Raw genomic sequence first — 15280 nt, forward strand, 5'->3', positions numbered from 1 at the left:
CTTGCCGAAGGATCTCACCGTGGACATCGACAGGACGGTGCTAGCTCGCCGCTCCGTGATGTCCCGCGTCCAGCGCGGCCGGGTCAGGTTCGTGCGCTGGGGGCAGGCCGTCACCGCCATCGGCATCGTCGTCGTCACCGCGGGCCTGTGCTGGGCCATGGTGCGGTGGACGAACTACGTCCCGTTCTCGACCTACGTCCCGCTGGCCGTCCTCGCCGGACTGTTCCTCACCCCGAGGGTGCTGGCTGTCGTCGACGGCGCCATCCTCATCGCAGGTGGCTACACGATCTGGGAGAGGGAGATCACCCAGCCGGCCCTGTTGGGCGCCTATGCCGTCCTGACCCTCGTCATGATCATCATGTTCTCGGTCGCCACGTCGCGGGCCAGGCTCGGCGTGCAGGGAAACCTCGGCGAGTCGATGCTGGTCGACCTTCGCGACCGCCTGCGGACCCAGGGCGAGCTCCCCGAGCTGCCCGCCGGATGGGGAGCCGAGCTGTCGGTCCTGTCGGCCTACGGCGACTCCTTCTCCGGGGACTTCCTCGTCACGAGCAGGTCCGACGACGTCCTCGAGGTCGTGCTCGTCGACGTCTCGGGCAAGGGAATCGCAGCCGGCACCCGGTCGCTGTTGCTGTCCGGCGCGTTCGGCGGCCTGCTCGGGTCGATGCCGTACGACCGGTTCCTCCCGGCGGCGAACTCCTACCTGCTGCGCCAGGACTGGGAGGAGGGGTTCGCCACCGCGGCGCACGCCATGATCAACCTGACCACCGGTGAGTTCAGCCTCGGCTCCGCCGGGCACCCGCCGGGGGTGCGGTTCTCAGCCGGCTCGGGCCGGTGGGAGGTGCTCGAGGTCGAGGAGGGTCCCGTCCTGGGCGTCACCGAAGGCCCGGCCTTTCCGCGGATCCAGGGCCACCTGGGCCGTGGTGACGCGCTGCTGCTCTACACCGACGGAGTCATCGAGGTCCGCAACCGTGACCTGCGCGACGGGATCGACCGGATGCTCGGGACCGCTGAGCGGATGATCGGCAAGGGCTTCGAAGGCATGGCGGCCAAGATGTGCGCAGCCGCCCGTGCCGGCGAGACCGACGACCGGGCTGCCGTGCTCGTCTGGAGACGCTGAACAACCAGGCGGGTCACGGCCCCGACCCTCACCCCGCCGCGGTGGCTGCCTGGCGCTGGGCGGCGCGGCGGGTGATGTCGGCGCACTCGATGCAGACCGACTCGGGAATCACACCCAGCCGCATCAACCAGCCGAACACGATGCACCCCACACACACCCCGGCAAGGGCCTCCAACGCGGGGAAGACCACCATCACGACGCCGATCAGCACCACCGGAACGCTCGTGCCGGCGAGCCACAGGATGGTGGCTGCCGAGGTGAACGCCGCGCCCACGGCCGCGGCGAACCGCTTGGGTGGTCCGGCGGTGTACCGCGGCGTGGCGGACACCCTTGGCCGGACCCAGCGGTTCACGAGGATCGCCACGGGGCTGGCCGACGGCCCCCAGCCGGTGCGGAGCACGAAGTCCACCGCGAGCACGGCATACAGCCACCACTGATGCGCGGCGAGGGCGACGACACCCAGCACGAGGACGACGGCCGCGATGAGGCGCACGGTGACGTCGTCGACGATGTTGGGGAACCGGGAGATACGCATGTAGACATTATGGGTTACATAAGTGCTGGTTATCCATCGCTGTGTCGCAGGTCAAGACGCGGCGCTGCCGCCGCGTCCCAGGCTGCCTAGGCTGGTGCAGTGGACGGTGTCGTGGAGGGTGACGTGAAGGGCGACGGACGGGTGCGTTCCTACAACGCGCGCCGGGGTCGCCTCTCGGCGCTCACCCTCGAACGCATGGCAGTCCTCGGCCCCCGTCACTCGATCGCGGCGGACGGGCCCCTGGTCGCCCAGGAGGCCTTCGGTCGGGTCGCCCCGGTCGTGCTGGAGATCGGCTGCGGCCACGGAGCAGCGGCGCTCGCCTACGCCGCCACCCACCCGGCGCACGACCTGCTCGCGGTCGACGTCTTCACCCCGGCCCTGGCACGGATGCTGGCCGAGGCGGACCGACGCGGCCTGACCAACCTGTGGATGCACCGCGGTGACGCCGTGGAGCTGCTGGCGCAGCGGGTTGGCGTCGCGTCGCTGGCCGGGATCCACGTCTTCTTCCCCGACCCGTGGCCCAAGGCCAAGCACGCCAGGAGGCGCTTCATCTCCCGCGAGACGCTGGACCTCATCGCTTCGCGGCTGGCCCCCGGTGGCAGCCTGCTCGTGGCCACCGACCACGACGGGTATGCCGCGCACGTGCGGTCGGTGTTCGCGGCGCGGGGCGGGTTCGAGGTGACCGAGGGTGAGCGACCGCCGTGGCGGCCGACCGACGGCTTCGAGGCCAAGGGGCTGGAAGCCGGACGACGAGTGAGCGAGTTCCGCGCGACCCCGCGTTGACACCCGGGACGCTGAACTGGGGAAGAGCACGACCCGTTGGCACGGGAAGGCCCTCGCGCCCCGGGGTGGATCCCGGGACACGAGGGCCTGACTGAGCGGGCGACGAGAATCGAACTCGCGTAGCTAGTTTGGAAGACTAGGGCTCTACCATTGAGCTACGCCCGCGTGGACCGGCCGCCGTCGGGGCGTCAGGTCCGAGGCGTTAGCCTAATGCCCGCGATCGTGTGGCCAGAAATCGGCTCGCCGTCGACGGGGTATGGCGCAGGTTGGTAGCGCGTCCGCTTTGGGAGCGGAAGGCCGCCGGTTCAAATCCGGCTACCCCGACAAACAGCCAAGCCTGCGCAGGCTGCTGCCGGGGGAGCCGGATCAGGGGGCCGGGTCAGGGAGCCAGGGACCCCACTGACCGATCAGCCCTTGCCGCCTCCAGCGCGGAACTGCTGCCAGGCATCGCTCATCCGGTCGGCCTGGCCCTGCGTGAACATGTTCATGCAGGAGTCCTGCGAGTAGTCCATGAAGTTGTGGATCGGGTCGACCCCCGGCGCGGCGCAGGTGTCGGCGCCCACTGGGCAGTCGAACTGCGGGATCGCCTCGGGCGCTGTGTCAGCCACCCAGTCGCCGTTCGCGGCGCATCCGTGGGCGAAGGTGTGCTCGAGCATCAGCCAGTGGCCGGACTCGTGGGTGAGGGTGTCGCCCCCGGTGTACTTCGTGTAGCCCAGTCCTGTCCCGCCAGGCATCGACTCGGCCATCATGACCACGCCGTCGATGTAGTCGCGGCCGTTGTTGTAGCCCTTGGGGAAGTACGCCCAGCCGAGCAGGCCGCCACCCTGGGTCCCGTAGACGTTCAGGGTCGTGGCGTCACCGGTGTACAGCGCCCTCTTCATGTCGCGCTCAGCACCGCTGCCGGGGACTGCCGCGTACCACGCCGGGTTGGTCGTCCAGGTCGTGTCGACCAGCCGGAAGCGGAAGGGGGTGTCGGCTGCGTCGGAGGCCGTCGCGCCGGAGTACGAGTCGTTGAGCACCTTCATCTGGGCGGCAATGAGCTTCTGCCAGCGCGCCTTCTCCGCCGCGGTGAAGGCATCCTTGTCGACCATGTGGAAGACGGTGTCGATGCGCACACTGCCGTCGGCCAGGGTGGGCAGGTCATTGAGGACTCCGTAGGCGTTGGCCTCGTTCTTGGGGTAGAGCGCGGGCTCGGCGGCGGTGGAGCCGGGCTTGACCCTCGCGCCGCTGGCTCCGGCGTCGGCTGAACCGGGCAGGCAGGCGGCGACACCGGGTGAGGTGACAGCGGCTGCGTTCACGCTGGCAGCCGTGCCACCGCCCAGGAGGGCGAGCGCGCCGGCGGCGGTCAGTACGGCCAGGCGGAACGGGGTGCGGATACGCATGGATGTTCCCTTCGACAGATGAGCCCCGTCGTGCGGTGACGTGGGGTTTTGTGGACGTTACCCGGCGAAATGTCCCGGCGGGACGTACCGATGACGGAGAATTTCCTTCGACGCGGGAGGCGAACGGTGCCGCACGACGGTCACAGGCCGTACTCCTCCAGCAGGCGCAACCAGATCTCGCTCATGGTGGGATACGAGGGCACCGCGTGCCACAGGGACGTGAGCGGCACCTTCCCGACGATCGCCACGGTGGCCGCGTGGACGAGGTCGGCGACGTCCTGCCCGACGAACGTGGCCCCGACGAGGACGCCGCCGTCCTCGTCGACCACGATCCGCGCCTGGCCCTGGTAGCCCTCCGCCTGCAGCCCCGGACCTGCGGCCGAGTCCATCGGCAGGTCCACGACCCGGACTCGTAGCCCGCGTTCCCGCGCCTGCTCCTCGGTGAGACCCACGGAGGCCACCTCCGGGTCGGTGAAGACCACCTGGGGTGACCCCACAGCCACTGCCCACGGCGTGGTCCGGGTGGGGTCGGGCTCGCGCCCGGCCGCACGGGCGCCGACGAGGTCGCCGACCGCGCGGGCCTGGTACTTCCCCATGTGTGTGAGGAGGACCTGACCGTTGACGTCGCCCACGGCATACAGCCACGGCTGGTCGCCGGGGACGCCCTCGACCTCCATCTGCTCCGTGACCTGGACGTATCCCTCGTCGTCGAGCTGGCCGCCGACCGCCTCGACGCCGAGGGACTCGGTCGCGGGGGTCCGGCCGACGGCCACGAGGAGCTCGTCGGCGATGACGCTCGTGCCACTGGACAGCTCCACGGTGATCTCGCCGGTCGGTCCGAGTCGGGAGACGGACTCCGCCTTGGTCCCGAGCCGGAGGTCGACGCCGTCACGCTCGAGGGCTTCGGCGACCGCCTGGCCCGCGAAGGCTTCGTTGCCGCCCAGCAGTCCGTCGTTGATCTCGATCATGGTCACGGTCGAACCGAGTGCGGCGTAGACCTGGGCGAGCTCGCAGGCCACCACACCCCCGCCGAGCACCGCGAGCCGCTCGGGGATGCGCCGACTCGTCGTGGCTTCCCGGTTGGTCCACGGTCTCGACTCACGAAGGCCCGGGATCGGCGGGACGGTGGGAGCCGTGCCGGTGGCCAGGATCACCGCGTGACGGGCCCGGATGGTGCGGCCGTCGACCTCCACGGTGCGCTCGGCGACCAGGCGGCCCTCACCGCGCAGGAGGGTGATGCCCACGTGGTCGAGCCAGCCGACCTGACCGCTGTCGTCGAAGGTGTCGCTGGTGCCCACCCTGTTGACCCACGAGTCCCGGCGGGCGAGCACTCCTTGCGGGTCGAGGTGGGCGCCCTCGGAGCCCTGCACCCGCTGCGAGGCCCGGGTGGCGTGGATCGGCCGCAGCAGTGCCTTGCTGGGGGAGCAGGCGTAGAAGCTGCACTCACCGCCCACGAGGTGCTTCTCGATGATCGCAACCGTCAGTCCGGCCTTGTGAGCGCGGTCGGCAGCGTTCTCGCCCACGGCGCCGGCCCCGACGACGATGACGTCCCACTCCTGCGGCGCGTCGGACACGCTCTGATCTGGCATGTCCTCAACGTAGACGGCGAGTCCGAGGAGTGCTCGGCGGCGGGATGTGGGCCCCGGCCGCGACGGCCCCGGGGGATGGTCCCCCGGGGCCGTCGGCGTGACTGGTCAGGGTCAGAACGCTGAGGTGCCGTTCGGGGTGCCCAGACCGGTGGGGCCGTCCCAGCCGGCCTTGGCGGTGCACCAGGAGGCGCACGTCCCGTTGGATCCCGAGGTCACGTCGAACAGGCCCGCCGGGTTGGCGTACGGCAGCGTGTTCGCAGAACCGGCGGTGTTGCCGCTCAGCGCGTAGACCGAGGCGACGATCGGCGCCGACAGGCTGGTGCCGCCGTACTGGGCCCACGAGGACGAGGTCCTCGACGTCGGGGCGTACGTGGCCAGTCCGGTCGCCGGGTCGGCCACGGCAGAGACGTCCGCGATGGCACGACCGCTGCAGCTGGTCATCGCCGAGGTCTGACCGGCCGGTGCGGCGTTGAGGGTGGTGCAGCCCGAGCCGGCTCCGTTCCACGCCGACTCCGACCACCCGCGGGCGCTGGAGTCCTTGACCAGGGAGGTCCCCCCGATGGCCGTCACGTAGTGCGAGGACGCGGGGAAGCTGCCGCCCTGGTACCCGTTGTCACCGGTCGACGCGGTCACGGCGATGCCGGGGTGGTTGTATGCCGCGCCGTACGAGCTGTCGGGAAGGTCACCTCCGCCGTAGCTGTTCGAGATGGCTGCGACGCCGGGCTGCTGGGCCGCGGTGTTCACGGCCGCCCCGAGGTCGGTGAGGCTGGCGCTGTTGGCCTGGACCAGGACGAGCTTGCAGCCCGGGCAGGTCGCCGACAGGGCGTCGAGGTCGAGTGCCTGCTCGCCGGCCCAGCCGACGTTGAAGCGGGGCAAGGACGTCCCGCCCGTCTGGTTGATGATGCGCAGACAGCCGTTGGCGGTGGTGCAGGCGGACAGGCCCCACTGGGCGCGGTAGACGCCGAGGTCGCGCTCCGCGTTCGGGTAGCCGTAGGCGTCGACGATCGCGACCGTCCGACCGCCGGCGGGCAGCCCGGTCACCTTGTAGGCGCTCTGGATGTCGGTGGGGGTCTTGCCCGAGATCGCATGAGGCGTGACCACCGCGCCCGCGGGGCTGACCGCCCGACCGCTGGCGTCGACCAGCTTGAGTGCGTGGCACGCCGCGACCGTGGGCGAGCTGGGGGTCGCGCACACGCGTTGGGCGTGGGCGCTGGGGGAGGGGGCTGCCGAAGCGGCGGTGACCGCGGTCGTGACGAGCCCCAGGGATGCCGAGGCCGCCAACGCGACAGAGAGGATCTGCGTACGCATACGAGGTGTCTCCTGACATGGAAGGGGGCGGCCACTACCGCCCCACGCGTCGAAAGACTCACGGCGAAGGCCTGGTCTGGCAATGGATGTTTGCGGCCAAAGCGGTTGCAGGGGAAGAAATGGGATGACGGTGGGACGGCAGTGGGATGCCGCAGGGAGATCCTTGACGCAAAGTCGTGACGGATGTCATGGGCGCCCGGGCGAGCGGTGTGGCCGCGAGCCCACGCGGCATACTCCTGAGGCTGGTGTGCCGCCGGTTCGGAGCGTGGGCGCGCAGCGGCTACGATGAGGCGTTGGCCCGGTCGCCGCCTGTCACAGCCGGCGCAGCGGGCCTTCGCATTGCCCCACCGTGAGGTGACGAGCAGTGCCCCGCACCAGGGGCACGCCCAGCACCAGCGCAGAAGCACCCACGCCCAACACGTACGCATCACGCCCCCCACGACCTTGGAGTATCCCGCAGTGAAGAGTGCCGTCGAGACCCTCAACCCGACCCGGGTCAAGCTGACCGTCGAGGTGCCGTTCGAGGAGCTCAAGCCGAGCCTCGACGCCGCCTACGCCACCATCGGCTCGCAGATCCAGGTGCCCGGATTCCGCAAGGGCAAGGTTCCCTCGCGCATCATCGACCAGCGGGTCGGTCGCGGCGCGGTCCTGCAGGAGGCCGTCAACGAGGCGCTGCCGCAGTTCTACGGCCAGGCCGTCGAGGAGAACAAGGTCCGTCCGATCGGGCAGCCCGAGGTCGACGTGACCGAGGTGCCGGCCGAGGACGGCCAGGAGCTCAAGTTCACCGTCGAGGTCGACGTGCGTCCCGAGGTGAAGCTCCCCGAGGACTTCAGCGGGATCACCGTCGAGGTCGACGAGGCCAAGGCGTCCAACGAGGACGTCGAGGCCCGGCTCATCGCGCTGCAGGAGCGGTTCGGCACCCTCAAGGGTGTCGAGCGCCCCGTCGAGAACGGTGACTTCGTCTCCATCGACCTCAAGGCCACGATCGGCGAGGACGAGATCGACTCCGTGACCGGCATCTCCTACGAGGTCGGCTCGGGCAACATGCTCGACGGGCTCGACGAGGCGCTGACCGGGATGGCAGCCGAGGAGACCAAGTCCTTCACGGCGCCCCTCGCCGGTGGCGACCGCGAGGGCGAGGACGCCGACGTGGTCGTGACCGTGCAGTCGGTCAAGGTCCGCGAGCTGCCTCCGCTCGACGACGACTTCGCCCAGCTGGCGTCGGAGTTCGACACCCTCAAGGAGCTGCGCGAGGACGTCACCAAGCAGGCCGACCAGGCCGCCAAGTTCGAGCAGGGCGTCCAGGCCCGCGACAAGGTGCTCGAGCACCTCCTCGACACCATCGACATCCCGGTGCCGGACGGCGTCGTGGAGGCCGAGGTCAACCAGCACCTCGAGGGCGAGAACCGCCTCGAGGACGCCGAGCACCGCGCCGAGGTCGACGCCAACACCCGCAAGGCGCTCAAGGCCCAGTTCCTCCTCGACGCGATCGCCGAGAAGACCGAGGTCAAGGTCGAGCAGCCCGAGCTCATCGAGTACCTCGTCATGTCCGCCCAGCAGTACGGCATGGACCCGAACCAGTTCGCCCAGGCCATCGACCAGCAGGGTCAGGTGCCCGCGATGGTGGCCGAGGTCGCTCGTCGCAAGGCGCTCGCCGCCGTCCTCGAGCAGGCCACGGTCGTCGACACGGCCGGCCAGCCGGTGGACCTCAACGAGGTCACGGCCACCGACGTCGCCTCGCAGCTGTTCGAGGGTGACCACGAGGGCCACGACCACGGCACCACGAGGGTCACGACCACGCCTGATCGAGTCAGAACGGGGTCATAACAACCCATAACGTATGCCGCTCAGCCCTTCATAGGGTGAGCGGCATACGTCATTTGGGTGACCCGCATCAGCGCCGCCACACCGGACCATGAGGCATGGACATCAACTCCTTCCACAAGCTGCGGACCGCGGTGCAGGAGAACGCCCACCCGGCGGACCAGCTCGCGACCACCAGGCTTCGCCACGCGCTGCACGCAGCCCTCAATGCGAGCGGGTTGTTCGACGAGGTCGAGTTCGGGCACACCGAGGACCCGACCCAGCTGGTGATCGGGGTCTGCCGCTGCGCCGACGACGTGCTGCCGTGGGAGGCGGGCATGGGGGTCGAGCGGCTCTGGCTGTCCGTGGCCACCGACGTGCCGTGGGAGGCCCACACGATCGGGTGCACCGACAGCCTCATGGAGTTCGAGGGGGCGGTCACCGTGGACGACAGTGGCCACTTCATCACGGTCCACGTGGTGGCAGAGCCGTCTGCCACGACCATGGACGCCATCGTGGCCCGCCGGGCCGCCGACGAGGCAGCGGCGCCGGTCGGCGCCGAGTCAGAGCCCGCCCGCGGCTGAGCAGCCGGCGACCGAGCAGCCGGCGACCGAGCAGCCCGCGACCGAGCCGCCGGCGACCGAGCCGGCTCAGCGGGACGGAGGCGGAGCGGTCGTCGTCCCGATCCGCAGGTCGGTCGGTTGCACCGCGTCGTCGGGGCGCTGGCCGTCGAGCAGCTGACGCAACATCTCGCCCATCAGCCGACCCTTGGCGAGGCCGTGCTGGTCGATGGTGGTGAGCGTGCCCGCGAACCACGGCAGCTCGACCCCGTCGAACCCGGTCACGCTGAGGTCGCCGGGAACGCTCAGGCCGAGCTCTCCCGCGGCGCGCACGACACCCATCGCGAGCAGGTCCGACTGGGCCACGATCGCCGTGGGACGCTGCGCTGGGGGGATGTCCAGGAGCAGCCGTGCCGCGATCGCGCCCTGCTCCACGTCGGGGATGGCAGTCTGCGCGAGGCGCGGCGTCGCGGGGGTGTCGGTGCTGTCCGCCCCGAAGACGTCCAGGAAACCGAGTGCGCGGTCCCTCGTGTCAGCGAACCCCGCCGTGGCCACGTCGTCCCACGAAGCGGGACCGGTGGGGGAGTCATGCCGCAGCGGCATCATCAGGTGCGCCACGCGCCGGTGCCCCAGGTCGGTCAGGTGACGCCCCAGCGCCGCCGTGGCGCCGCGGTTGTCCAGGGAGAGCTGGGCGACGCGTGGGTCGGCGGGAGACCCGTCCCCCAGCATGGGTATGCCGCGTGCCGCCAGGTGGTCCACCGCAGGGTTGCTGTCGGGGCCGCACAACGAGAAGACGACGGCATCGAGGGCCGTCGCGGACAGCTGGGTGATCGCGCGTTCGGGGGTGCCTGCGGGCTGGGCGATCAGGAGCATCCCAGCCGGGATCTCGTCGAGCACCTGGGAGAGGCCGTCGAGCACGCTGACGGCGAACGGGTCGCGGAACGCGTGCAGCAGCCGACCCTCGACGACCACGCCCACGACCCCGGACCGGCCCTGACGCAGCGACGACGCGAGGGGGTCCGGCCCGGCATACCCGAGCTGCTCCGCTGCGGCGAGAACGCGTGCCACCGTGTCGGGTGCCACCGGGCCCTTGCCGCTGAAGGCGAGGGAGGCTGTCGACGTCGAAACCCCGGCAGCCTGCGCGACGGCGCGCAGGGTCGGTCGAAGTTGACGGGCGCGACTCATGGGGTAGACACTATCGAATCGATTCGACCGAATCGATTCGATCGCTCCGAAACCATCCCGAAAGAGCATGCAGTGACCCAGCCGACCGCCCCCGACACCGCCCGTGGGGCCACCCCGTCGACCACCGCTTCGACCACCGCTTCGACCACCTCAACCACGGCCCGGGCCATCCAGGCCCGCAACGCCGTCTTCGTGGTCTTTGCGTTGGCCGGCATCGCCTTCGCGACCTTCGCGTCGCGGATCGCGGACAGCAAGGTCCAGCTGGGGCTCACCGCCGGTGAGCTGGGGCTGACCCTGTTCGCGGCGTCCGCAGGCTCGCTCACGGCGCTGCCCTCGGCGGGTCGCATCGCGGGCAGGTTGGGTGCGTCCCGGACCATCCAGCTAGGCATGGTCTTCGGTTTTGCCGGTCTGGTCGTGATCGCCGCAGCCGTCGACCTGTTCGAGTCGCGCTGGGTCATGGCCGTCGGCCTCTACCTGCTCGGCATGGGCGTCGGGGTCTGGGACGTCGCGATGAACCTCGAGGGTGCGGCGGTCGAACGGCTGCTCGGCAGGACCGTCATGCCGCACTTCCATGCCGCGTTCTCCGGGGGCACCGTCCTGAGTGCACTGGTCGGCGCAGGGATGTCGTGGGGCCATGTCCCCCTGCTCGTGCACTTCGTCGGCGCCATCGCCCTGTCCGCGGTTCTCGGGATCTGGGCCCTGCGTTCCTTCCTGCCCCGCGAGGCCGAGGTCTCGGACCCGGACCAGTCGACGGACGCATCGCCTGCCAAGGCCCGGCCCCGTTCGGCGTGGCTCGAGCCGCGCACCCTGATGATCGGTCTCGTGGTCCTGGCGGCTGCGTTCACCGAAGGCACCGCCAACGACTGGATCTCGGTCGCCTTCGTCGAGGGTCACGGCGTCCCGGCCTGGGCGGGCGTGCTCGCCTTCGCCTCGTTCCTGGCCTTCATGACCCTCGGCCGGCTGGTCGGGACGCGGTTGCTCGACACCTACGGTCGCGTCCCGGTGCTGCGCGTCACCTTCGCCCTGGCTGCGGTCGGTTCACTCATGGTGATCTTCGGGCCGGCCTGGATGGCCTACGCCGGTACCGCCGTGTGGGGCGTCGGCGCGTCGCTGGGCTTCCCCGTGGGGATGAGCGCCTCGGCGGACGACCCCGCCCGCGCCGCTGCCCGCATGTCGGTTGTCGCGACGATCGGCTACACCGCCTTCATCGCCGGACCGCCCATGCTCGGCTTCCTCGGCGACCACTTCACGGTGCTCCGCGCCCTGATCGCCGTCACGGGCATGGTCGCGCTCGCCATGCTCGTCATCCCGGCCACCCGCGAGCTGGCGCGCGTCCGCGCGTCCGAGCCGGTGAGCCCTCCCTCAGCTTGAGTGCTGTGCGCTCAGGGCGAACATGGAGCGGATCGGGGACTTCTGCCCACCACGACCGCGTTAGGGTCACTGACAGGCAAGGACCTCAAGTGATGGAGACATGGTGAACGAGATTGTCGCCGCGGGCGAGGGCCCGCAGGGTGGTCTGGACGACCACATCTACAACCGTCTGCTCAAGGAGCGGATCATCTTCCTCGGCTCCGACGTGCGCGACGACAACGCGAACGCGATCTGCGCGCAGCTGCTGCTGCTCGCAGCGGAGGACCCGGGCAAGGACATCTGGCTCTACATCAACAGCCCCGGCGGCTCCATCTCCGCGGGCATGGCGATCTACGACACGATGAAGTGGATCCCCAACGACGTGGCCACGGTCGCGATGGGCATGGCCGCCTCGATGGGGCAGTTCCTGCTCTCCGCCGGCACCCACGGCAAGCGCTACGCCACGCCGCACGCCCGCGTGATGATGCACCAGCCGTCCGGTGGCATCGGGGGCACCGCCTCCGACATCAAGATCCAGGCCGAGCAGATGCTCTACGTCAAGCGCCAGATGGCCGAGCTGATCGCCGAGCACACCGGTCAGACCAAGGAACAGATCGAGAAGGACTCCGACCGCGACCGCTGGTTCAGCGCCGAGGAGGCCAAGGAGTACGGCTTCGTCGACCACGTGTTCAGCAGTGCCGCCCAGGCCGGTGGCCGTGGCGGCAGCGACGACAACCCGGTCACCCGGGACAAGTGAGGGATCGACACATGAACGCCAACATCAACCCCTCCATGCACGGCGGACGCCAGGGCGGTCTGCAGGTGCCCGGACCGTCGAGCCGCTACATCCTGCCGTCCTTCGAGGAGCGCACCTCCTACGGCATGAAGCGGCTGGACCCCTACACCAAGCTCTTCGAGGACCGCATCATCTTCCTCGGCGTGCAGGTCGACGACGCGTCCGCGGACGACGTCATCGCCCAGCTGATCGTCCTGGAGTCCCAGGACCCCGACCGCGACATCCTGATGTACATCAACAGCCCCGGTGGCTCGTTCACCGCGATGGCCGCGATCTACGACACGATGCAGTACATCCGTCCCGACGTGCAGACGTTCGTCATCGGACAGGCCGCCTCGGCCGCCGCGGTGCTCCTGTCGGCCGGCGCCAAGGGCAAGCGGTTCGCCCTGCCCAACGCGCGGATCCTCATCCACCAGCCGGCCCTCGAGGGCGGCATGGGTGGCCAGGCCTCCGACATCGAGATCCAGGCCAACGAGGTGCTCCGCATGCGCACCTGGCTCGAGGAGACGTGGGCCAAGCACTCCGGGCGCACGGTGGAGCAGGTCCGCAACGACATCGAGCGCGACAAGATCCTGTCTGCCGAGGAAGCCAAGGAGTACGGCCTCATCGACGAGGTCCTCGCGTCCCGCAAGGGCACCCTCGAGGGCTGACCCTCACCGGGGGCCTTCGTCCCCGACCGCGCACCATCCGGTATGCCGCCCGCTCACCTCGAGCGGGCGGCATACCGGCGTGTGGGCGTCTCGGAACGGCACACTGGTGGGGTGCGTCCGACCGCCATGAAGCGTGCGCTGCTCGTCGTCCCGCTGATGTTCGCCGCCCTGCTGGTGCTGCCGTCGGCTCCCGCGTGGGCGTGCTCCTGCGCCTCCGCGACACCGGTGCAGTGGGTGGATCGGTCCGACGTCGTGCTGCGGGGCACCCTCGAGGACGTGGACAAGCCGTCGGGGCCGGCAGTGCTGCAGCCGAGCGATCCCAGCGTGACGTACCGGTTCGCCGTCTCGGAGGTGTTTCGCGGTGAGGCCATGGAGACGACCTACGTGAGCTCCAGTGCCTCTGGGGCGTCGTGCGGACTGGAGGGCCTGCAGCCGGGGCGTGAGTACGTGGTCTTCGCCCAGACCCGCGGCGACACGCTCTGGGCCGGCCTGTGCGGCGGAACAGCCAGGGCGGCCAGCGGGCTGGTCGCGGACGTGCGGGAGGTCACCGGCCCGGGCCACGAACCCGTGCGACCCGGTCTCGTCGACGAGGCTGCGCGGCCCCCTGGCGCCGTCTCGGCAGCCCCCGAGGGTGCCTGGCTGGTGCCCCTGGTCGGCGGTGGCGTGCTCGCCCTGGTGCTCGTCGGTGCGCTGGTCGTGGTGCTGCGCCGGGGTCGCCGACGCGCCTGAGAGGGCGGCCGATCGGCCTGGCGGCGCCTTGTCCGCCCTCAGCGGACAAGGGCGACGAACACCCGACTCGGCGGTTTCAATGGAGCGAAGGCGGTACTTCGCGCTGTAGCGTCGGAGCGTTGCCCGTCCGAAGGGGAGGGGTGCACCGTCAGGCACATTCGTCAGACAGCTCGTCAGACAGACCGGAGGACTTCGCGTGGCACGCATGGGAGAAGGCGGCGACCTGCTGAAGTGCTCGTTCTGCGGCAAGAGCCAGAAGCAGGTCAAGAAGCTCATCGCCGGTCCGGGCGTCTACATCTGCGACGAGTGCATCGACCTGTGCAACGAGATCATCGAGGAGGAGCTCGCCGAGTCCTCCGAGCTGGGCCTCGACGAGCTGCCCAAGCCGCGCGAGATCTTCGAGTTCCTCGAGAACTACGTGGTCGGCCAGGACGTGGCCAAGCGGTCCCTGGCCGTCGCGGTCTACAACCACTACAAGCGGATCCAGGCTGGCGAGGCGGGCGGCAAGAAGGACGCCGAGTCGGTCGACATCGCCAAGTCCAACATCCTGCTCATCGGCCCCACGGGGTGTGGCAAGACCTACCTCGCGCAGACGCTGGCCAAGATGCTCAACGTCCCGTTCGCCATCGCGGACGCGACCGCCCTGACCGAGGCCGGCTATGTCGGCGAGGACGTCGAGAACATCCTCCTCAAGCTCATCCAGGCCGCGGACTACGACGTCAAGAAGGCCGAGACGGGCATCATCTACATCGACGAGGTCGACAAGATCGCCCGCAAGAGCGAGAACCCGTCCATCACCCGCGACGTCTCCGGCGAGGGCGTGCAGCAGGCCCTCCTGAAGATCCTCGAGGGCACGACTGCGTCGGTCCCGCCGCAGGGCGGTCGCAAGCACCCCCACCAGGAGTTCATCCAGATCGACACGACCAACGTGCTGTTCATCGTGGGTGGCGCGTTCGCCGGTCTCGAGAAGCTCATCGAGTCGCGCAACGGCAAGAAGGGTCTGGGCTTCGGCTCCGAGCTGCACAACCCCAAGGACCTGGCCGACTCGATCCACGAGGTGATGCCCGAGGACCTGATGAAGTTCGGGCTCATCCCCGAGTTCATCGGCCGCCTCCCGGTCATCACCACGGTCAGTCCGCTGGACCAGGAGTCGCTCGTGACGATCCTGTCCAAGCCGCGCAACGCGCTGGTCAAGCAGTACAAGAAGATGTTCGAGATCGACAACGTCGAGCTCGAGTTCACCGACGACGCCCTCGAGGCCATCGCCGATCAGGCGCTCAAGCGCGGCACGGGTGCCCGCGGCCTGCGCGCGATCATGGAGGAGGTGCTCATGCCGGTGATGTTCGACGTCCCGAGCGACGAGGGCATCTCCCGCGTCGTCGTGAGCCGCGAGGTCGTCCTCGACAACGTGCTGCCGACGATCGTTCGGCGCGACGAGGAACCCAAGCGCACCCGCAAGCGCTCCGCCTGACACCCTGGCCGCGGCGTCGCCC

At 69.9% G+C, this 15280-nt stretch carries 14 protein-coding genes and 2 tRNA genes; 10 read left to right on the forward strand and 6 right to left on the reverse strand.

All coding sequences use genetic code 11. The features are described from left to right. Positions 1-19: 19 nt before the first annotated feature. Positions 20-1117, forward strand: a complete 1098-nt coding sequence (locus tag AC1DXJ_RS17005; protein WP_477612439.1) for a PP2C family protein-serine/threonine phosphatase — start codon at positions 20-22, stop codon at positions 1115-1117. Between the two features lie 28 nt (positions 1118-1145). Here AC1DXJ_RS17005 and AC1DXJ_RS17010 read toward each other — a convergent pair whose 3' ends face one another. Further along, positions 1146-1652 (reverse strand): DUF4395 domain-containing protein, encoded by a 507-nt coding sequence (locus tag AC1DXJ_RS17010; protein WP_477612440.1) that lies wholly within the window; start codon positions 1650-1652, stop codon positions 1146-1148. Between the two features lie 99 nt (positions 1653-1751). Between AC1DXJ_RS17010 and trmB the strand changes: the two genes are divergently transcribed. Further along, positions 1752-2435, forward strand: coding sequence for a tRNA (guanine(46)-N(7))-methyltransferase TrmB (trmB, locus tag AC1DXJ_RS17015; protein ID WP_477612441.1), 684 nt, complete (start codon positions 1752-1754; stop codon positions 2433-2435). A gap of 94 nt (positions 2436-2529) precedes the next feature. On the opposite strand, the gene AC1DXJ_RS17020 is transcribed toward trmB, so the two are convergent. Then, a tRNA-Gly gene (locus AC1DXJ_RS17020) sits at positions 2530-2600 on the reverse strand. A gap of 85 nt (positions 2601-2685) precedes the next feature. Here AC1DXJ_RS17020 and AC1DXJ_RS17025 point away from each other — a divergent pair. After that, positions 2686-2759, forward strand: a tRNA-Pro gene (locus AC1DXJ_RS17025). Positions 2760-2842: 83 nt separating this feature from the next. Here AC1DXJ_RS17025 and AC1DXJ_RS17030 read toward each other — a convergent pair. From AC1DXJ_RS17030 to AC1DXJ_RS17040, 3 genes are all read right to left on the reverse strand, one after another. Next, positions 2843-3817, reverse strand: a complete 975-nt coding sequence (locus AC1DXJ_RS17030; protein ID WP_477631936.1) for a zinc metalloprotease — start codon at positions 3815-3817, stop codon at positions 2843-2845. 140 nt (positions 3818-3957) lie between these two features. Next, positions 3958-5406 (reverse strand): dihydrolipoyl dehydrogenase family protein, encoded by a 1449-nt coding sequence (locus tag AC1DXJ_RS17035; protein ID WP_477612443.1) that lies wholly within the window; start codon positions 5404-5406, stop codon positions 3958-3960. 111 nt (positions 5407-5517) lie between these two features. Further along, positions 5518-6714 (reverse strand): S53 family peptidase, encoded by a 1197-nt coding sequence (locus tag AC1DXJ_RS17040; RefSeq protein WP_477637526.1) that lies wholly within the window; start codon positions 6712-6714, stop codon positions 5518-5520. 459 nt (positions 6715-7173) lie between these two features. On the opposite strand from AC1DXJ_RS17040, the gene tig reads away from it, so the two are divergent. Both tig and AC1DXJ_RS17050 read left to right on the forward strand, forming a co-directional pair. Continuing rightward, positions 7174-8541 carry a trigger factor gene (tig, locus tag AC1DXJ_RS17045; RefSeq protein ID WP_477637527.1) on the forward strand — a complete coding sequence of 456 codons (1368 nt, stop codon included), beginning with the start codon at positions 7174-7176 and terminating at the stop codon, positions 8539-8541. Between the two features lie 95 nt (positions 8542-8636). Then, complete coding sequence (locus AC1DXJ_RS17050) at positions 8637-9101, forward strand: hypothetical protein (protein ID WP_477612446.1); 465 nt, start codon at positions 8637-8639, stop codon at positions 9099-9101. Between the two features lie 66 nt (positions 9102-9167). On the opposite strand, the gene AC1DXJ_RS17055 is transcribed toward AC1DXJ_RS17050, so the two are convergent. Continuing rightward, positions 9168-10262 carry a LacI family DNA-binding transcriptional regulator gene (locus AC1DXJ_RS17055; protein ID WP_477637528.1) on the reverse strand — a complete coding sequence of 365 codons (1095 nt, stop codon included), beginning with the start codon at positions 10260-10262 and terminating at the stop codon, positions 9168-9170. Positions 10263-10334: 72 nt separating this feature from the next. Between AC1DXJ_RS17055 and AC1DXJ_RS17060 the strand changes: the two genes are divergently transcribed. From AC1DXJ_RS17060 to clpX, 5 genes are all read left to right on the forward strand, one after another. After that, positions 10335-11633 (forward strand): MFS transporter, encoded by a 1299-nt coding sequence (locus tag AC1DXJ_RS17060; RefSeq protein WP_477637529.1) that lies wholly within the window; start codon positions 10335-10337, stop codon positions 11631-11633. 100 nt (positions 11634-11733) lie between these two features. Then, entirely contained in the window at positions 11734-12369 is a 636-nt protein-coding gene (locus AC1DXJ_RS17065) for an ATP-dependent Clp protease proteolytic subunit (RefSeq protein ID WP_477612449.1), read from the forward strand. Between the two features lie 11 nt (positions 12370-12380). Beyond that, positions 12381-13058, forward strand: a complete 678-nt coding sequence (locus AC1DXJ_RS17070) for an ATP-dependent Clp protease proteolytic subunit (RefSeq protein ID WP_477612450.1) — start codon at positions 12381-12383, stop codon at positions 13056-13058. Positions 13059-13169: 111 nt separating this feature from the next. Then, the gene (locus AC1DXJ_RS17075) at positions 13170-13787 is read left to right on the forward strand and encodes a hypothetical protein (protein ID WP_477637530.1); all 618 of its coding nucleotides are present in this window, start codon (positions 13170-13172) and stop codon (positions 13785-13787) included. Positions 13788-13983: 196 nt separating this feature from the next. Further along, positions 13984-15258, forward strand: coding sequence for an ATP-dependent Clp protease ATP-binding subunit ClpX (clpX, locus tag AC1DXJ_RS17080; RefSeq protein WP_477637531.1), 1275 nt, complete (start codon positions 13984-13986; stop codon positions 15256-15258). Positions 15259-15280: the final 22 nt, after the last annotated feature.

Source organism: Pedococcus sp. P2_D9, from assembly GCF_056404275.1.